This is a genomic window from Burkholderia sp. SRS-W-2-2016 (assembly GCF_001931485.1).
Classification (GTDB): domain Bacteria; phylum Pseudomonadota; class Gammaproteobacteria; order Burkholderiales; family Burkholderiaceae; genus Paraburkholderia.
The window spans coordinates 1-17,809 of the sequence record NZ_MSDV01000059.1 but is presented as its reverse complement, the minus strand read 5'-3'; the positions used below and the strand labels follow the sequence as shown (position 1 = coordinate 17,809).

At 66.9% G+C, this 17,809-nt stretch carries 16 protein-coding genes; 9 read left to right on the top strand and 7 right to left on the bottom strand.

Features of this window, described 5'->3' with window-relative positions:
* Positions 1 to 21: 21 nt before the first annotated feature.
* Both BTH42_RS25570 and BTH42_RS25565 read right to left on the bottom strand, forming a co-directional pair.
* Entirely contained in the window at positions 22 to 1,860 is a 1,839-nt protein-coding gene (locus tag BTH42_RS25570; protein WP_075303962.1) for an ATP-binding protein, read from the bottom strand.
* A complete protein-coding gene (locus BTH42_RS25565; protein ID WP_075303961.1) occupies positions 1,830 to 2,378 on the bottom strand; it encodes a molybdopterin-dependent oxidoreductase in 549 nt (182 codons plus the stop codon). Before BTH42_RS25565 ends, BTH42_RS25570 begins: the two co-directional genes overlap by 31 nt.
* Before the next feature lie 269 nt (positions 2,379 to 2,647).
* Here BTH42_RS25565 and BTH42_RS25560 point away from each other — a divergent pair, with 269 nt between their 5' ends.
* Entirely contained in the window at positions 2,648 to 3,595 is a 948-nt protein-coding gene (locus BTH42_RS25560) for a phosphoribosyltransferase (protein WP_075303960.1), read from the top strand.
* A 108-nt stretch (positions 3,596 to 3,703) separates the two neighbouring features.
* Here BTH42_RS25560 and BTH42_RS25555 read toward each other — a convergent pair whose 3' ends face one another.
* Positions 3,704 to 5,371: an ATP-dependent helicase gene (locus BTH42_RS25555; RefSeq protein WP_075303959.1), complete on the bottom strand. Its 1,668-nt coding sequence runs from the start codon at positions 5,369 to 5,371 to the stop codon at positions 3,704 to 3,706.
* A 196-nt stretch (positions 5,372 to 5,567) separates the two neighbouring features.
* On the opposite strand from BTH42_RS25555, the gene BTH42_RS25550 reads away from it, so the two are divergent.
* Together BTH42_RS25550 and BTH42_RS25545 are read left to right on the top strand one after the other, a co-directional pair.
* Positions 5,568 to 6,194 carry a glutathione S-transferase family protein gene (locus BTH42_RS25550; protein ID WP_075303958.1) on the top strand — a complete coding sequence of 209 codons (627 nt, stop codon included), beginning with the start codon at positions 5,568 to 5,570 and terminating at the stop codon, positions 6,192 to 6,194.
* Between the two features lie 120 nt (positions 6,195 to 6,314).
* A complete protein-coding gene (locus tag BTH42_RS25545) occupies positions 6,315 to 6,875 on the top strand; it encodes a Fur family transcriptional regulator (RefSeq protein ID WP_075304024.1) in 561 nt (186 codons plus the stop codon).
* A gap of 149 nt (positions 6,876 to 7,024) precedes the next feature.
* Here the strand turns inward: BTH42_RS25545 and BTH42_RS25540 are convergent, their stop codons facing one another.
* Both BTH42_RS25540 and BTH42_RS25535 read right to left on the bottom strand, forming a co-directional pair.
* On the bottom strand, positions 7,025 to 7,543 hold the full coding sequence (locus BTH42_RS25540; RefSeq protein ID WP_075303957.1) for a response regulator: 519 nt from the start codon (positions 7,541 to 7,543) through the stop codon (positions 7,025 to 7,027).
* Between the two features lie 451 nt (positions 7,544 to 7,994).
* Positions 7,995 to 8,684 (bottom strand): TetR/AcrR family transcriptional regulator, encoded by a 690-nt coding sequence (locus BTH42_RS25535; protein ID WP_075303956.1) that lies wholly within the window; start codon positions 8,682 to 8,684, stop codon positions 7,995 to 7,997.
* Between the two features lie 75 nt (positions 8,685 to 8,759).
* Here BTH42_RS25535 and BTH42_RS25530 point away from each other — a divergent pair, with 75 nt between their 5' ends.
* The 3 genes from BTH42_RS25530 to BTH42_RS25520 all read left to right on the top strand — a co-directional run bounded on the left by BTH42_RS25530 (position 8,760) and on the right by BTH42_RS25520 (position 13,366).
* Positions 8,760 to 10,295, top strand: a complete 1,536-nt coding sequence (locus BTH42_RS25530) for an MDR family MFS transporter (RefSeq protein ID WP_075303955.1) — start codon at positions 8,760 to 8,762, stop codon at positions 10,293 to 10,295.
* A gap of 390 nt (positions 10,296 to 10,685) precedes the next feature.
* Positions 10,686 to 11,930, top strand: coding sequence for a hypothetical protein (locus BTH42_RS35620; protein WP_075303954.1), 1,245 nt, complete (start codon positions 10,686 to 10,688; stop codon positions 11,928 to 11,930).
* A 365-nt stretch (positions 11,931 to 12,295) separates the two neighbouring features.
* Positions 12,296 to 13,366 carry a TAXI family TRAP transporter solute-binding subunit gene (locus BTH42_RS25520; protein WP_075303953.1) on the top strand — a complete coding sequence of 357 codons (1,071 nt, stop codon included), beginning with the start codon at positions 12,296 to 12,298 and terminating at the stop codon, positions 13,364 to 13,366.
* Between the two features lie 94 nt (positions 13,367 to 13,460).
* Here BTH42_RS25520 and BTH42_RS25515 read toward each other — a convergent pair whose 3' ends face one another.
* On the bottom strand, positions 13,461 to 14,894 hold the full coding sequence (locus BTH42_RS25515) for a PLP-dependent aminotransferase family protein (protein WP_075303952.1): 1,434 nt from the start codon (positions 14,892 to 14,894) through the stop codon (positions 13,461 to 13,463).
* Positions 14,895 to 15,004: 110 nt separating this feature from the next.
* Between BTH42_RS25515 and BTH42_RS25510 the strand changes: the two genes are divergently transcribed.
* The 3 genes from BTH42_RS25510 (at position 15,005) to BTH42_RS25500 (ending at position 17,564) form a co-directional block, all read left to right on the top strand.
* Entirely contained in the window at positions 15,005 to 15,892 is an 888-nt protein-coding gene (locus tag BTH42_RS25510; protein ID WP_075304023.1) for a DMT family transporter, read from the top strand.
* Positions 15,893 to 16,048: 156 nt separating this feature from the next.
* A complete protein-coding gene (locus BTH42_RS25505; protein ID WP_075303951.1) occupies positions 16,049 to 16,630 on the top strand; it encodes a GNAT family N-acetyltransferase in 582 nt (193 codons plus the stop codon).
* A gap of 46 nt (positions 16,631 to 16,676) precedes the next feature.
* On the top strand, positions 16,677 to 17,564 hold the full coding sequence (locus tag BTH42_RS25500; protein WP_075303950.1) for a MerR family transcriptional regulator: 888 nt from the start codon (positions 16,677 to 16,679) through the stop codon (positions 17,562 to 17,564).
* A gap of 46 nt (positions 17,565 to 17,610) precedes the next feature.
* Here BTH42_RS25500 and BTH42_RS35840 read toward each other — a convergent pair.
* Positions 17,611 to 17,809 (bottom strand): hypothetical protein (locus BTH42_RS35840; protein ID WP_218642021.1); only part of this gene is annotated, 199 nt, incomplete at its 5' end.

Genomic DNA, 17,809 nt, shown 5'->3' with positions numbered 1-17,809 from the left:
TGCGCGGCCAGCCGCCCGCCGTCACCCCTTCTGCCGCGCTGCCAGCGCCCGCTGCAGCGCGTGCTTCAGATCCTCGTAATGTACCGGCTTTAATAACGCCTCGAAGAACGGCGGCGCGTCGCTCGGCCCTTCGCGCACGACCTCCGGCGCGTACGCGCTGACCACGATCACCGGCACGCCCGCCGACGGTCCGCCGCGCGTCGCGAAGTCCGCGAGAAACGTGTAGCCGTCGCGCTCCGGCATGTGCAGATCGAGCAGCACCACGTCGCAGCGGTGGCTGTCGAGCCACGCGAGCGCGTCGTCTGCGTTGCCGAGCGCATACGCGTCGTAGCCCATGTGCTCGGCCATCTCGCCGAGCGACTCGCGAATCAGCCGGTTGTCGTCGACGATCAGCACGCAGGGCCGCGCGCCGTCCGGCCGCGCCTGCGCCTCTTCGCCGAGCGGCTCGACGGTCGCGACCGGCACCACCGGGATGGTCACCGTGAAGGTCGTGCCCTTGCCCGGCGTGCTCGCGACCTCGACCGTGCCGCCGAACAGCTTGACGAGCCCCTGCACGATCGCGAGTCCCATCCCCGCGCCTTCGAAGCGGCGCGTGCGCGACGCGTCGAGTTGCGTGAACTCCTCGAAGATCCGCGGAATCTGCGCGAGCGGCACGCCCGGGCCGGTGTCGCTGACGACGAACACCAGCAGCGCCGGCTGCTGCCGCAACTCGACCCGCACGCCACCGGTTTCGGTGTAGCGGATCGCGTTGGTCACGAGGTTGTTGACGATCTGACGGATCCGGTGCGGGTCCGACTCGACGAGGCCTTCCGCGCCGCTGGTCGCGCTTTCGAGTGTGAGGCCGCGGCCTTCGGCGGACATCGTGTGTTCGTCGACGATCGATGCCAGCAGCTCGCGCGGCTCGAAATGCTGGTGCCGCAATTCGAGCTTGCCGGCGCCGAGCCGCGCGTAGTCGGTCAGGTCCTTCATCTGCGCTTCGAGATGACGCGCGGCGGTTTCGAGCCGCTGGATCACCTTGCGGTCGGCCTCGGAGTGATAGTTAAAGCCGAGCAGTTCGACCGACGACACGATCGCGTGCAACGGCGTGCGCAGCTCGTGGCTGATCATGCCGAGAAACGCGTCCTTCGCGAGCGCCGTTTCGCGCGCGGCGCGGCTCGCCTGATGCTCGGCGTCGAGCGCCGCGCGCTGCTGATGCATGAGCCGGGTACGGCGCCGGCCGTTCAGCACCAGCAGCAGCGTCGCCGCCGCCGACAACAGCAGCAACAGCAAACCGCCGGCGAACAGGATCCGCCGCTTGTCGATGAAATCGCGATTCATCGCCTCACGGTCGGCGACGTCGGCGAAGCGGCGCGACAGCGCGAGATCGTTGACCTCGTTCCAGTGCTCGCGCATCTGCCGGACGATCTGCGTCGCGCCGCGCCGGTCGTGCTCCAGCGCGTCGAGCTCGGGCTGGATCCCGTCGAGCAGATGATCGAGCGAGGTGATCTCGTCGAGCTGCCGTTGCAGCAGCGCGAGTTCCGCGGACAGCCGGTGCGTCGACCCGGCCATCACGTGCAGCTTCGATTGCAGCAGCTGGAAACGCAGTTGCAGCCGCTGGTAGTCGTCGTCGGAGCCGGACTGGTACAGCAGCAGCTGGTTTTCGAAGCGCGCGTAGGCGATCTGCAGCTGCGCGGCGTCCCAGTAGAAGCCGTCGTAGGTGCCGGTCAGCTGCTGGGTCGTGCGCGGGTTCAGCAGGTTCGCGTACAGCAGGTAGCCGATCGCGCCGGCCGGCGCCGCCAGCGCGGTCAGCCAGATCAGCACGTGCATGAACCGCCGCCACGAGTGCTGCGCTATCTGACGATGAGGGCCTTGATCTGCCATACGAATTTCGAATCGCCTAGCGCACCCTTCAGTTCGTCGGGAAACGCGTCGCGCGGGTAAATGAGGAACAGCGGACCGAAGTCGCTGAGTTTCAGGCGCTGGCCGTTCATCGCATACGCGACGATCACGCCGTAGTGCGCGCAATCCGATACCGGCACCGTGTACGTGTAGTCGTCGAAGGTGCGAAATTCGATCTCGGTGCCTGACGCGCCGACCGTCTTCAGAATGTCCGCGAGCAGCGGACCGGTGAAGGTCGAGCGCGGGGTCCAGGTGGTCGCGGTCGTGATCGTGTGGGTCGGCAATGCGAGCAGTTGCGCCTCGTTGAAGTGATAGACGCGGTGCGCGGCGTCGTTGGTGTTGGCGATCCTGCCTTCCACGTCGAGCGACAACGCCGGGCTCTGCTGCGCAGACGCGCAGCACGCGGCCAGCGCGAGCATCAGACCCACCAGCCAGCGCGCCCTTCCGGGAGCGCCAGTTCCGCCTGCTCTGTCACGCAGCGTTGCAATCACGTTGGCCATCTATTTTGTTATCCGTTTTTTGGTTGATTCGCGGGACCGGTCCACCGGCGGCGGTGATGCCGCGATGCCGCCGCGGTATGCCGCGCCGCGCCGCGAGGTCAAACGCATGCCACCCCGACACGCGACCTTTGACCCGCATGCATAATATCGCCAAAATCCGCTGTCTCAAAAGCACGGCAGCACGGCGTCGCGCCGGCACGTCAGCCTCGCGCCGCCCGCGTTCCCGCGCCCATTCGCCATCCCTCGCGCGACCTCGCGCCTCGATAGTCATGAACAAGCCGGTCCTGCCTCTGACGTACGAACAGCTCGATCACTGGATCGAATCGCTGCAACCCGCGTTGCTCGCCGAGCAATTCACGCTGGCGCTCGGCATTCTGCGCGGCGGCGCGCCGCTCGCGCTGATGGTCTCGCACGCGGTCGGCACGCCGGTCGCGTTCCTGCGCTACGACCGGGCCACCCGCGCGGTCGCGTGGGACTCGACGCTGCCGGTTCCGCCGGCCGGCTCGAAAGTGCTGCTGTGCGAGGACATCGCCGGACGCGGTTTCACGCTGGTCGATTGCATCGCGTTTCTGCGCGCGCAGGGGCTGGAGGTCAAGACGCTGACCGGCGCGGTCGACGACCTGAGCCGCGCGCAGCCCGACTACGCGATCGACGCGCGCGGCTACTTCGCGCTGTTTCCGTGGGAGCGCCAGGCGTACACCGAGCAGTACCGCGAGGACTGGGCGCGCGTCGAAGCCGGCGCCGCGCCCGCGATGGCCGACGATCACGACTACGCGGCCTACGCGATCGATCTCGACGGCATCCTGCTGCCCGACGTGCCGCTCGCGCGCTACGACGAGGACCTGCTGGCGGCGCTGGCCGAACGCGATGCGCTGCTGCCGTTCGAGGTGCTGCCCGGCATCGATCTGCAGCGCGTGCGCACGATCATCACCGGCCGTCCGGAGATGGATCGCGCGCGTACCGAGGCATGGCTCGCGCGCCACGGCTTCGGTCATCTGCAACTGGTGATGCGCGCGCCCGGCACGCACGACGACAGTCCGGCCGGCGCGGCCGCGCACAAGGCCAGCGCGGCGTTGCGCGCGGGGGTGACGCACTTTGTGGAGAGCGAGCCGGTGCAGGCGCTGCTGATCGCGCAGCAGGCGCCGCTGTTGCGGGTGATCTGGTGGGATGCGCTGACGCGCACCGGGATGCTGGTGAGCGGGCGGGCCTGGAGCTGAGTTGGGTTGGGCTGGGTTGAGTTGAGTCCGGCGCGCGCCGGCCGGTGTCGACCGCGGCCGGCGCAGAACCTAAGCGCCGGCCCTAAGCGGCGGCCCTAAGCATTGACCCTAAGCGTCGCCGCCCCCGCTTCGCTGCAAATGCCGCGCGGCACGCTGCGACGCGACCACGATCAGCTTCATCGTCGCGCGCGTCGCGCCGACGAACAGCTTGCGGGCGATGCGCTCGTCGAACGCGTCGAAGTCGATCTCGGTGAAGATCACGCACGGCACCGCCTGCCCCTTGAAGCGATAGATCGACTCGAACAGCACGTCGCCCTCGCGATACTCGGGATTGCCGAACAGATCGTATTTGCCGGTGAAACTGCGCAGCCGATGCGGCCCGAGATGATCGAGCGCGGTCAGTGCCGAACCCTCCCTGCCGCGAAACGACAGCACCGCGATGTCCTGTTTGCGAAAACCGAGCGACAGCGCCTGGGTGATCGCGCGCTTGGTCGCGTCCACCGCGCTTTCCGGCGCCTGCGCGTCGTCGTACGCCGATAGCGAGACCTCGGAGCCGTCGAACGGACTACCCGATGTCAGCGCCGCGGCCAGCGGCAACGACGGCCCGAGCACCTCGCGCAGATAGTCGAGGATGTCGCGCGGACTGCGGTAATTGGTGGTTTCCTTCAGCGTGGTCCAGCCCGCCAGCGCGACCGGCTCGCGCATATACAGATTCTGCAGCGGATCCTCGAGCCACCACCACGCGCCGCCGGGGCTCAACAGCCGCTCGAGCGCGGCGACCCACGGCTGCTGGAAGTCCTGCCCTTCGTCGACGATCAGCACGTCGAACTGCCAGTGCGGCCCGATCGGCGTCGCGGCGAAGCCGCTCTCCAGTTGCTCGAATACCTGCGCGGCCTGGAAATCGGGCGCGCGGCCCGCGTCGCGCAGCACCCAGTCGCACAGCTGGTGATAGTTCGCGACCTTCGCCTCGGGCGGCGCGACCCGCGCGATGTGATCGGCGAGCGGCCGGTTGAAGCACACGTACAACGGCCGCGCGCCGCGCGCGACCGCATCCTTCATCACCTGCACCGCGAGCTGGGTCTTGCCGGAGCCGGCGGTGCCGATCACGCGCAAACGGAACGGTTCGAATTCGAGCCTGCGAGCCCACGTGGCCAGACCGCCGGCGAGGCGCGTGACCAGCGTGCCGGCCTGGCCGACCAGCGCGCTGGTATCGGGCGTGAGCGCCAGTTCGTCGGCGAGAAAGTGGTGGATTTTCGATGCGCACGCGAGCCGCGGCTCGTCGGCCGGCAACGCTTCGCGGATCACCGCGGCGAGCCGCTCGCGCCGCGTCGCATCGACGATGCGCGCCGGATTCACGCCGGCGATCGCCGCGTCCTTGACGATGTGATCGGGACAGTACAGCAGTTCCTCGATGAAATACGTGCCCGCGCCGAACGCCGCGGTAAAGCGCCGGTGCAACCCTTCGATCGTATGCGCGAGCGCGATCGCCACGTTGCGCTCGGTCTGCAGATAGACCTTCACGAGCCCCTTCGGCGTCTCGCGCAGAAAGCCGGTTTTCTGCTCGACGATCATCACCCGCCCCGCCGGACTCACGATCACGAAATCGGCCTCGCCGAACACCGAGAAGTTCTGGTTCAGCCGGGTCCAGTGCACGCCGTGGTAGACCGTGTAGTCGGCGGGCAGCGCCTTTTCGAGCAGCGCGAGGGTTTCGCGTTCGCGCGCGGCCGCGCCGGTCGCTTCGAGGCTCTTCCAGTCGTCGGGAACAATGCGGGCCATGCGGTGCCTCAATGTGTTTGGGATGCCTGAGCCGGCTGCGCGATTCAGGGTGCGGACATTGTACGCATCGGGAGATCGCTCGAAAGAGCCGCTCCGCACTCGCATGCGTGCAACGGCACGCGCATCGTGTATCGTTACCGGCTGAACGCCGCGCGCGCTGCGCGGCTTGCCAACCGTAAGAGAAAGGATTGACCGGATGATTACGATCTGGGGACGCACCAACTCGGTCAACGTCCAGAAAGTTTTGTGGTGCTGCGACGAACTCGTACTGCCGTTCGACCGCATCGACGCCGGCCTGCAATTCGGCCGCAACAACGAACCCGACTATCTCGCGATGAACCCGACCGGCAAGATTCCGACGCTGGTCGACGACGACTTCGTGCTGTGGGAATCCAACTCGATCCTGCGCTATCTGGCGATGCAATACGGCGAATCGAGCCTGCTGTATCCGGCCGAGCCGAAACTGCGCGCGGGCATCGACCGCTGGCTCGACTGGTCGCTGTCGACGTTGCAGCCGACGGAGCGCCCAGTGTTCTGGACCTTGGTGCGGACGCCGGCCGCCGAGCGCGATGCGACCAGACTCGCCGCCGACGTCAAAGCGGTCACCGCGCTGTGGCGTCTACTCGACACCCATCTGCAGGGGCGCTTCTTTCTCGAAGGCGAGAAGTTCACGCTGGCCGACATCGTGATCGGCGCGTATGCGAAGCGCTGGTTCGGGATCGATGGCATCGAACGGCCGTCGCTGCCGAATCTCGAGCGCTGGTATTCGCGTCTTGCAACGCGCTCGGGATTCAAGAAGTACGTGGATTTTCCGCTGACCTGATCTGATGAACGAAGCTGCAAGCCCGCGCGGGCGCCGAGCCGGCAGTTGCGCTTGCCGGTGCCCGTCGCGTGTGGCAAGTCCGCCGCGGCGGCGCGACCCGCGGGCCTCTATAATCGACGCATGAAGAACCCCAAGCCCGCCGCGACCGGCCCTCAGGCCTCCCCCGCCGACCTCGCCCATTCCGCTCACTCCGTCGCTGCGCACGACCCGCATGCGCATCACGACGGCCATGACGCGCACGGCCCGTCGCAGGAAGCCGCGCTCGCACTTGCCGAGGAATACTGCCGCGAACGCGGCGAAAAGCTCACGCCGATCCGCCGCAAGGTGCTCGAACTGCTGCTGAACTCCGGCCGCGCGACCAAGGCGTACTCGCTGCTCGACGAAATGCGCCAGATCCATCCCGGTTCGGCGCCGCCAACTGTCTACCGCGCGCTCGACTTTCTGCTCTCGGCCGGACTCGTGCATCGGATCGAGTCGATCAACGCGTTCACCGTCTGCCACGACCTGACGCAATGTCAGCACGGCATTCTCGTCGTGTGTCAGCAGTGCGGCAGCGTCACCGAGCTGCACCAGCCGAAGCTGCGCCAGGCGCTGGTCGCACAGATCGAGGACGCGGGCTACCGGCTCGCGAGCGATGAAATCGAACTGAAGGGATTGTGTTCGGCCTGTCAGGCGGCCTAAGCGGCGGCTGCCGCCGCGCCGGCGGCCACGACCGCGGCGAAATAGCTAACCCGCAGCTAACCCGCGGCTACCCCGCCGCGCACCGGCCTGCACCGGCCGCTACTCGACACCCGACACGACCCGCTACGCGAAGACCTGCAACGCGAAACTCAACCCGCCCCGCGCGCGTCGATCGCGTCGTGCAGCAACGTGACGAGAGCTTCGGGCAACGCGGGTTTGGTCATGAAATGCTGGAAGCCTTCGCCGATGCTGCGCAGACGATACGCGTCGTCGGTATGGCCGGTGAGCGCCACCGCCACCGCCGGCGAGTGATCGCCGCGAATCTCGTGATCGCGCAGTTTCTGGATCAGGTAGAAGCCGTCCATCGCCGGTAAATCGAGGTCGCAGACGACCGCGTCGGGCAACAGCCGCATCGCGGCTTCGACGCCCTCTTCGGCATCCGCCACCGCGCACACGTTCGCGCCTTCCGCCTCGAGTAACAGGGTTAGCGACTCACGGCTGTCCGGGTCGTCTTCCACCAGCACGATCGTGGCTTGATCGAGCCTCATTGCTGCGTTCATTTTCTGTTTCTGTTGTTGCGCTGGGAAACCGGTCAGGACATCCGAACCGGCCAAACTGTCAATTTGCTGCTCGCCGCCGAGATGCGCGGCCAGGGTGTTGCTGTCCATGATTCCGACTCGATTTCGCACGCCGAGTTGCAGACAGGTCCGCGATTTTAAAGCATCGCTCACAGCCTTCCCGAGTACAACGCGTGCGCACGGTAACGCGCCAAAATTGCACGCCGATGAAAAAACGGCTTTCGGCAGCCGCCGCGATAGTGCTGTCTGCTTTCCGCAGTTTTCCGCGGCTCGCCGATTGCCGGCACCCGACTCGCCGGCGCGGTCCGTGCGAACCCCGTTCGCACCGCGTTCCCCGCCGGCTAGCGTTTCTGTCCTTCGTATAGTTCGCGCGACGCGACGCGGTGCCTCTAGTTGCGTGGCTTCGCCTTCACCCCGACAGGTAGCACGTGGCGTGCCTTCGCGGCACGAGTCGCGGCGGGTGCATCGGTTTGGCGCAAAGTGACGGACGTGTGGCCGATAAACAGTCTTCCCGCTGCAGCTGCCGCTGCGGCGCGTGGCTTCAGTCGCCCTTGTCCGGCCCGATCCCCTGCACCAGCAGCGCAATCGCATGCCGCGCGATGTCGGCGGCGCCGAGGTTGCGCCGGACCGGATCGTTGCGCCACAGCTTCGAGCTCGCGAGCGGCAGAATCGTCATGCCGAGCAGCGTGACGAACACCAGCGCGGGCTCCAGCGATGCATTCAGGCGCCCCTCCTTCTGCCAGCGCGCGATCGCCAGCAGCGACGCCTTCTGGTTCGCGTAGCCGTAGCGCTCGTGCATGCGCTGGCGCAGCAATCCGCCGTCGCTGATCACTTCGCGCACCCACAACGACGCGAACCACGGGTTGTCGCTCGCGACCTGGACGAGACGCTCCGTGAGTTGCGTGATCGCCGCGACCGGATCGTCCGGATGCTCGTGAAACGGCACGCCCAGGCTCTCGCGCAACGGCATGAAACGCTCGTCGATCAGCACGTCGAGTAGCTGATCGCGGTTCTTGAAGTAGTAATGCATCATCGCCGGCGTGAAACCGGCCTCGCGGGCGATCTCGCCCAGCGAGGTTTCGAAGATGCCCTGTCGCGCGAACAGCGTGAGCGCGGCGTCGAGCAGGCGCGCGCGCTGTTCGGGGCCGCGCGCGGAGCCGCTCGGCCGGCCCGGGCGGCGGGTGGTTGCGGGCGTGGCCGCTGCGGGGCCGTCTACTGGAATCCTTGCCATTGCATTCAATTTGACGTTGGAGACGATGTCGCATATATTAATCGCCACGTTAATTAATTTCAACGCGTCGTCGCCATGAAACAACCCGTCACGAACCCGTCCGTCGACCCCGCCCAGCCGGATCGGCAGGCGGCCCCGGTCGCCGCCGAGCATCCGCCGGTGCGCCTGCTGTTCCCGGCCCTGCTGCTCGTCATGCTGCTCGCCGCGCTCGATCAGACGATCGTGTCGACCGCGCTGCCGACCATCGTCGGCGAACTCGGCGGGCTCAACAATCTGTCGTGGGTCGTGACCGCCTACCTGCTCAGCTCGACGATCGTCGTGCCGTTGTACGGCAAGTTCGGCGACCTGTTCGGCCGCAAGATCGTGCTGCAGACCGCGATCGTCGTGTTCCTCGTCGGCTCGGCACTGTGCGGGATCGCGCAGAACATGACCCAGCTGATCGTGCTGCGCGCGCTGCAAGGTCTCGGCGGCGGCGGCCTGCTGGTCGTCACGATGGCCGCGATCGCCGACGTGATTCCGCCCGCCGAGCGCGGCCGCTTTCAGGGTGTGTTCGGCGGCGTGTTCGGTCTGGCCACGGTGATCGGCCCGCTGCTCGGCGGCTTTCTCGTCGAGCACCTCACGTGGCGCTGGATTTTCTATATCAACCTGCCGCTCGGCGTCGTGTCGCTGCTGGTGATCGGCGCGGTGTTCAAGCCGCGCGTGCAGCAGGTGAAGCACACGATCGACTACATGGGCGCCGCGTTTCTCGCCGGAGCGCTGACCTGCATCATCCTGTTTACGAGCCAGGGCGGCACGATCCTGCCGTGGACCTCGCCGCAACTGTGGTTCACGCTCGGCATCGGCCTCGTGTCGATCTGGGGTTTCATCCACGAGGAACGCACCGCGGCCGAACCGATCATGCCGCTCGAACTGTTCAAACAGCGCACGTTCCTGATCAGCAGTCTGGCCAGCTTCATCATCGGCGTATCGCTGTTCGGTTCGGTGACGTTCATTCCGCTCTATCTGCAGGTCGTCAAAGACTCGACGCCGTCGCAAGCCGGCATGCAGATGCTGCCGATGATGGGCGGCCTGTTCATCATGTCGATGGTGACCGGCCGCATCATCAGCAAGATCGGCAAGTACCGGATTTTTCCGATCATCGGCACCTTCCTCGTGTCGGTGGCGATGCTGCTGCTCTCGCGCCTGCAGATCGACACGCCGGTTCGTGTGATGTATCTGTACATGGGTCTGCTCGGCTGCGGTCTGGGCATGGTGATGCAGGTGCTGGTGCTCGCGGTGCAGAACACCGTCGAGTTCAAACACATGGGCGTGGCCACCTCGGGCGTGACGCTGTTCCGCTCGATCGGCGGTTCGATCGGCGTGGCCGGCTTCGGCGCGGTGTTCTCGAACGGCCTGAGCGCGCGCCTCGAAAAGCTGATCCCGCCCGATACCGAACTGCCGCATGCGCTCGGGCCGACGGCAATTCATCAGTTACCCGAAGCATTGCGCAACGACTATCTGCATGCGTTCGCCGGCGCGCTGCATACGGTGTATCTGTCGGCGGCCTGCGTGGTGGTGCTGGCGTTCGTGCTCGCCTGGCTGCTGAAGGATCATCCGCTGCGCAAGCACTGAAAAAAGCCCGCGAAACGTGCGCGCGCGGCGCTAATGCAAGCGCTTAATGCACGCACATGACGACCGCCTGCCTGACGAGGCCGCACGCGCAACGCGTCGGCCTCGTTTTCATTTTGCCGGCCCTTTCTTCGCGGCACGCGATGCGGTGCCCGCGCATGCGCCGACTTTCTTCATACGCCAGAGTGTGCGTTAGCGCACACAACATAGGGGCCCCTGGCAATTGACGTTCTGTTTGAAACACCACATATTGGAAACCTCACCAACGTAGGCGAGACTTACGTCTCCGAGACTCTCCCCGCATGTGGATCGTATTCCGCGGACAAGGCTCCTGCCTCAACACGATCCGGAGCATGCCTTCATGGCATCGTTTACTAAAGGTGGGTCCACGGCATGTCTACCCAGACAGCAACTGGCCAAAGTTTTCCGACGCCCTGCAAACGCTGCGGCGGCGCGCTGTACCGGCAAGTCGATTTATGTCCGTATTGCGGCACCGCGCATCCGCTCGAATGGGATCCGCATCACCGCAGCGGTATTCCCGGCAGTCGCGCGAGTGCCACGCACAAGCCGCTGCCGCGTTTCGACGACGCGCCCGGCGGCGCTGACGGAGCGAGCTTCGCCACGCCCGCGCTGCATCCCGAAGAGCTGCTGCCCAGCCAGCCGCTGAGGCGCACCGCGCTGGTATCGACCACGGAAACGACGATCCCGGAGTTCGAGGATCCGTACTATGCGCCGAGCAACACTGCGCAGACGATTCGCCGTGTGCTGTACGTGATCGGCGCGCTCGTCCTGGGCGTGATCGCCTACGTCGCTTATGCGCTCTTCAGCGTCGGCGGCGAATCGGAAGACAAGGGCGTCGAGCAGATTACTCAGGATCCCAGACCAATCGCCGGCACCGCGCCGACCGGCTCCATCACGGCCGGTACGATCGCGCCGCTGGCGGCGGCCCCGACGACCGCGCAGGCGCTCGGCGCGCATGCGGCCGCGACACCCCGACCGGTTGTACTCGCTGCTCCCGCGCCGACCGCTGGCCCTCAGACCGCCGCCAATGGCGCCCCGCCCGCGCCTGCTACGCCCGCAGCGCCTGCCACCCCCGCCACCGCAATCGCGCGAGTCGCGCCCGCGGCACCGCTTGCGGCGGTCACACCCGCGGCGCCGGCAGCACCCGTTGCGCCCGCCGCGCCTACGCCGCCGCTCGCCACGGCGACCGTGCGGCCCGCGCCGCAGTACCGCGACGCCGCGCAAGCGCTGCAGGCCGCGCGCACCGCGTTCCGCGCGAACGATCTGTCGCAGGCTCTCGCCGCGCTCGCCGTGGTCCAGACGCTGCAGCCCGGCAACAGCGACGCACGCGATCTGGCCGGCCAGATGCGCCCGCTCGTCGAGCGCCGCGACCGCGCATTGCAGGCCGCGCAGACCTGCGTCGCGCAGCAATCGTGGCCGTGCGCGCGTCAGCACGCGAACGACGCGCTGGCGATCGATAGCAGCAACGACGCGGCGAAGACCATTCTCGAACGCGTGATTCGCGAGACCGGCTGGGCACCGCTCACGCCGCCGCACGCGGCGGCGCCGGGCGCAGTGCCGCCGGGCGCGCCGCTCGCGCACGCGCCCCTGGAGACGGCTCTGGCCGCGGGCGGGTAAGCGCCCGGCGAACCACGGCCGGCAGCGACCGGAAAACACCTGACGAATCGCTTCGACCGCGCCGCGCGCCGGCGCGTCGCGTGAACAGTCGTCGGCACGCGGGTGTCACGGGCAATGTCCCACGACACCATTCGAGCGACGCTCGGGACACGCATCGCGCTACCGGGTCCGAGGAAAACTATTCGCATACCGAATCAAGTAGCCGCTGTCTGTTCTACCCCGCACACTATTGCGCGTCTTCTGAGCGGCAACAGACGGACCGACCTTCACAGCGGCTCGAACATGACATGGCAACCGGATCTCTGGTGCTTGGCGTGCGAGCCGCGCGCGAAGCTGGATCAACCTGACCGATAGGTAGAAAGACCATGCTGAAGAGACTTTTCGCGGGGTGGCTGGCGCTGGCGGCACTGGTTCTAGGTTTGCCGGCGAGCGCCGAGCCGACGCACTATAAGATCGTCACCGGTCCCGAGCGCGGCACCTATATCCAGATCGGCAATGATCTGGCGAAATGGGTGGCTCCGCCGGTCAACATCGATCTCGAAGTGGTGGCGTCGAAAGGCTCGGCGGAAAACGTGCAGCGCATGCGTTACGAGCCGAACGTGAAACTCGCGCTCGTGCAGTCCGACGTGTATCAGGCGTTCATCGACATGGCCAACTCGGGCAACCCCGATGCGGGCACGACGATCCGGCCGTTGCGGCTGATCATGCCGCTCTACGACGAGGAAATTAACGTCGTCGTGCGCGCCGATTCGCCGCTCAAAACACTCGCCGACATCAAGGGCAAAAACATCAGCGTCGGGCTGCTCGGCAGTGGCACCGCGCAGTCGGCGACGACGCTCTATCGACTGATGTTCGGCCAGCCGATTCCCGAACAGAACGTCCAGCATCTGAGCAACGAGGATGCGCTCGCCGCGCTGATCGTCAACAAGATAGACGTTGCGATCATTGTGGTCGGTCAGCCGGCGAATCTGTTCAACCAGATGAAACCCGAGCTGCTTTCGCAGTTGCGTCTGCTGCCGGCCGATCCGAACGCGGCGGAAACCACGCGCGCGAAGCAGACCTATTTCCCGACCACGATCCGCCAGAGCAGCTATCCGACCTGGCTCAAGGAAGACGTGCCCGGCCTGACCGTGAAGGCGTTCCTCGTCACCTACGATTACGGTCTGCGCGATACCGTTAGTAATCTGAATCATTTTGCCGACTCGCTGTGCGCGAACTTCGACAATCTGCAGGAGCACGGCCACCCGAAATGGAAGCAGGTGAAACTCGAACTGCCGACGCTGGTGCGCGGCTGGAAGTACTACTCGCCGGTCGAGAAACATCTGCGCGCGTGCCTCGCGAACCGCACCGCGCAGAACGCGACGGCCGTGCAGGCCGCGCAGAAGCCGCGCACGCCGTGCTCGGAGCAGGAGCGGATGCTGTTGCTGTGCAAATAGCGAGGTCGCGGTAGCCGGGCGCGCGGCGCTTCGCGGTGCAGCGACGGCACGGGCGCGCGCGTCAAACGTGCTTGAAGTGCGCTTCAAGCGCGCTTCAAACCCGCTCGTGCGCGCCGGCCACCGCGCTCGTCTCCATCGCCCGTTGCAATGCCTCGTACACCTTCGGCCGATTGCATTGCGACACATTGAAACGCAGGAACCCGGCCGCCGCCTGCGACGCGCTGAACACGTTGCCCGGCGCGAACACCACGCCCTCGCCCAACGCGTGACGCGCGACCTCGGCGGCATCGAGCCCGCCGGGCAGCCGCGCCCACACGAACAGCCCCGCGCGCGGCAGGGTCCAGATGCCGAGGCCCGCGTAGCCGAGCCGCCTGACCGTCTCGCCCATCGCATCGGCAAGCTTCGCGCGCATCGCTTCGAGATGACGCCGATAGGTGCCGTCGACCAGCATCCGGTGCACGACGCTCGCGGTCAGTTGGCCGTTGCCGAACGAGGTCGCGAGCTTCAGATCGATCAACGGCTCGATCCAGTCGCCACGCGCGGCGATATAACCGCAACGCGCCGCCGCCGACAAGGTCTTCGAAAAACTGCCGATCGACACCACCCGCGCGAGGCCGTCGAACGCGGCGAGGCGCGGCGCGGCTTCGTCCTCGAAATCCGCGAAGATATCGTCCTCGACGATCAGCAGGTCGTGCTCGCCCGCCAGCTTCAGCAAGCGGTGCGCGACGGCCGGCGCGAGCGTCGCGCCGGTCGGATTGTGGATCGCCGAGTTGGTCACATACAGCCGCGGCCGATGCTCGCGTAGCGCCCGTTCGAACGCGGCGAGATCCGGCCCCTGCGGCGTATAAGGCACGCTCGCGATGCGCACCCGGTGCGCGCGCAGCAGCGCCTGGAAATTGAAATAGCACGGATCGTCGATCAGCACGGTATCGCCCGGCTCCAGCAGGAAGCGGCACACCAGATCGAGCGCGTGAGTGCCGCCGTCGGTCAGCACGATCTGCTCGGGCGGCGCGTCGACACCGTGCTGCGCGAGCCGCCACGTCAGTTGCTGGCGCAGCGCCGGCAAGCCGGCCGGACTCGAATAGTCGGCCAGCAGCGACTGCGGATCGCGCGCCACCGCGCGCAGCGCGCGGCGCACTCCGTCTTCCGGCAGCCACGATGCCGGCATCCAGCCGCAGCCGGGTTTCAGCGCTGCCGAGCCGGTTTCCAGCGATTGCCGCGTGAGCCACAACGGATCGACCTCGCGATCGAGCCGCGGGCCGAGATCGGCGAGCGCGAGCGGCGGCGCATGACCGGACACGAAAAATCCTGAACCGCGCCGCGCGACGATCGCGCCTTCCGCGACCAGCCGGTCGTAGGCTTCGACGACGGTCGACTTCGACACGCCGAGCGTATCGGTCATCGCGCGAATCGACGGCACGCGTGCGCCCGGCATCAGCGCGCGGCTCGCGATGCGCTCGCGCAGACGCTCCATCACGAGGCCGACACGCGTGCCCGGCCCCACCTCGTTGTCGCTGCTTTGTGCCATCTGTACTGCTCCTTGTTCAGTACAGTTTGTGCGAACTGTACTGATCTGTAGCTTACCCTTTCCGGCGCCGGCGAGCATCATGGAGATCTTTTAGCGCACGGATGTTTGCGATGGACAAGACCACCAACGGCTGGCTCAGCGGTTTCGCGGGCGTACTGATTTTCAGCGGCTCGCTGCCGGCCACCCGGCTCGCCGTGCAGGGACTCGATCCGGTGTTTCTGACGGTCGCGCGCGCGACCATCGCCGGCATCCTCGGTCTGCTGCTGTTGCTGGTGTTTCGCGAAACCCGGCCGCAGCGGCGCGATCTGCTGCCGCTGGTGGTCGTTGCGCTCGGCGTGGTGGTCGGCTTTCCGCTGTTGACCGCGCTCGCGCTGCGCCACGTGAGCGCCGCGCATGCGGTCGTGTTCATCGGCCTGCTGCCGCTCGCCACCGCGATCTTCGGCGTGCTGCGCGGCGGCGAGCGGCCGCAGCCGGCGTTCTGGCTGTTCTCGGCGCTCGGCAGCAGCGCGGTCGCCGCGTTCGCGCTGCGGCACGGCATCGACGCCTCGCCGCTCGGCGACGCGCTGATGCTCGCGGCGATCATCGTCTGCGGGCTCGGCTATGCGGAGGGCGCGCGGCTGTCGCGGCATCTCGGCGGCTGGCAGGTGATTTCGTGGGCGCTGGTGCTGTCGCTGCCGCTGATGCTGCCGCTCGCGTGGTGGACCCGGCCCGCGTCGTTCGACGGCGTCGGCGCGGCCGCGCTGTGGGGGCTCGCATACGTGTCGCTGTTCAGCATGCTGATCGGTTTCGTGTTCTGGTATCGCGGGCTCGCGCTCGGCGGCATTGCGGCGGTCGGGCAGCTGCAGCTGCTGCAACCGTTCTTCGGACTGCTACTGGCCGGCGTGCTGCTGCATGAGCAGGTGCCGGCGTCGATGATCGTCGTGACCGTGGTCGTGGTGGCCTGCGTGGCGGGGGCGCGGCGCTTTGCGCGGGCTGCACCCGCGCGGCGGCCGGTCTGAGCCACAGCGCCCATGCCGGTCGCGCGAGTCTCGCGGCGCGGCGCGGCACCGCACGAGCGCTTTTTCGGGACCGGATCTAACGGCGCGCGAACCGGTGTGTCATCATTTCACCGATCGCCTTACCCACCGACTCGCGCCGCAGCCAGGACCACCCGCATGAGCGTCACTAGCGTTACCACCAGCAGCCCCGTCATTCGCGACGCGACCGAAGCCGACCTCGTCGCGATTCAATCCATCTACGCGCACCACGTGCTCCACGGCGTCGCGTCGTTCGAAGAAACCCCGCCTTCCGTCGACAATCTGCGCGGCCGCCTCGCATCGGTGCGCAGTCACGGGCTGCCGTATATGGTTGCGGAAATCGACGGCGCGATCGCCGGCTATTGCTATGCAACGCCGTATCGGCCGCGCGCCGCGTATCGCAACACGATCGAGGATTCGATCTATGTGAACGACGCGTATCGCGGCCGCGGGATCGGCCGCGTGCTGTTGGAGGCGCTGATCGAACGCTGCGAGCAGGGACCGTGGCGCCAGATGGTCGCGGTGATCGCCGACGGCGGCAGCGGCGGCTCGCTGTCGCTGCATACGCAACTCGGCTTCGAACTGACCGGTACGCTGAAAGCGGTCGGCTACAAGCACGGCCGCTGGCTCGACACCACGCTGATGCAACGCACGCTCGGCGCGGGCGCGTCGGCCGCGCCCGACGATGTTTCAAACGCAGCGGCCGGCGCGCGGCGCTAGGCCCGCGCGCTGGTGGCCGCGCGCACGGCCGCGTTAGAATCCGTGCATGCCGAACCTGCCTTCCTCCGCTCCGTCCGCGTCCGCTCAGCCGGCCAACACCGCGCCTCGCAACGAATACACCGTCGACGAACTCGCGCGCGTCACCGACACCACGGTGCGCAACGTGCGCGCGTATCAGGATCGCGGTCTGCTCGCGCCGCCGGAGAAGCGCGGCCGGGTCGGCGTCTATGACGACACGCACGTGTCGCGTCTGAAGCTGATCAATCACCTGCTCGCGCGCGGCTACACGCTCGCGAACATCCAGGATCTGATCAAGGCGGTCGACGAAGGTCACGATCTGCGCTCGATCCTCGGACTCGAAACCGCGATCGGCGGACGCTGGTCGCGCGAACGGCCGCGCAAGTACTCGCTGATCGAACTGCTGCAGATGTTCGGCGACAAGGCTTCGCCGAGCGCGCTCGCGAAAGCGGTCGAACTGGGCGTGCTGGAACGCGACGGGCTGTCGTTCGTATCGAGTAGCCCGAGCGCGATCGCCGCCGGCGCGACGATGGCGAAGGAAGGCATTCCGCTTGCCGACCTGCTGGACGCGGTCGACATCGCGCGGCCGCATTTCAACGCGATCGCGAAGGCGCTGGTCGATCTGGTCGTGCGTCAGCTCGATCGCTACGAAGCCGACGCGCTGCCGCCGCCCGCCGACGTGCCCGAACTGGTCGATGCGATCTGGCGGCTGCGGCCGCTCGCGAACGTGCTGGTCGAAGGCGAAATGAATCGCGCGCTCGAAGAAGCGTCCGGCGATTATCTCGGCGACCGCGTCGCGGCGATCATGGCGACGAAGCTCGGCCATCCGGCCGACGGCCACAGCGAGCGCGAACGGGAACGGGAACGGCCGGCGGAAAAGCGCGGCGCGGCGCGCAAAAGCAAAGCGAAGAAATAGGCGCTGCGCTGCGCGGTGCCGGTGCCGCACAAAACCCTACAAAACCCTACAAAACCCTGACACCCACCGGCTTCGTCAGGCATTCCTGATCGAACGCCCCTCCTAGAGCCCCGCTTCTAACCGGCGCCTTGCGTCCAACCTTATCCGCCTCTATTGTTACATCACTCAATGTAACAGTTAAGAACGTAAGCAAGGAGACGGTCCGGATGAACGCCCGCACGATGCCCCACGACGCCGCCCCGCCC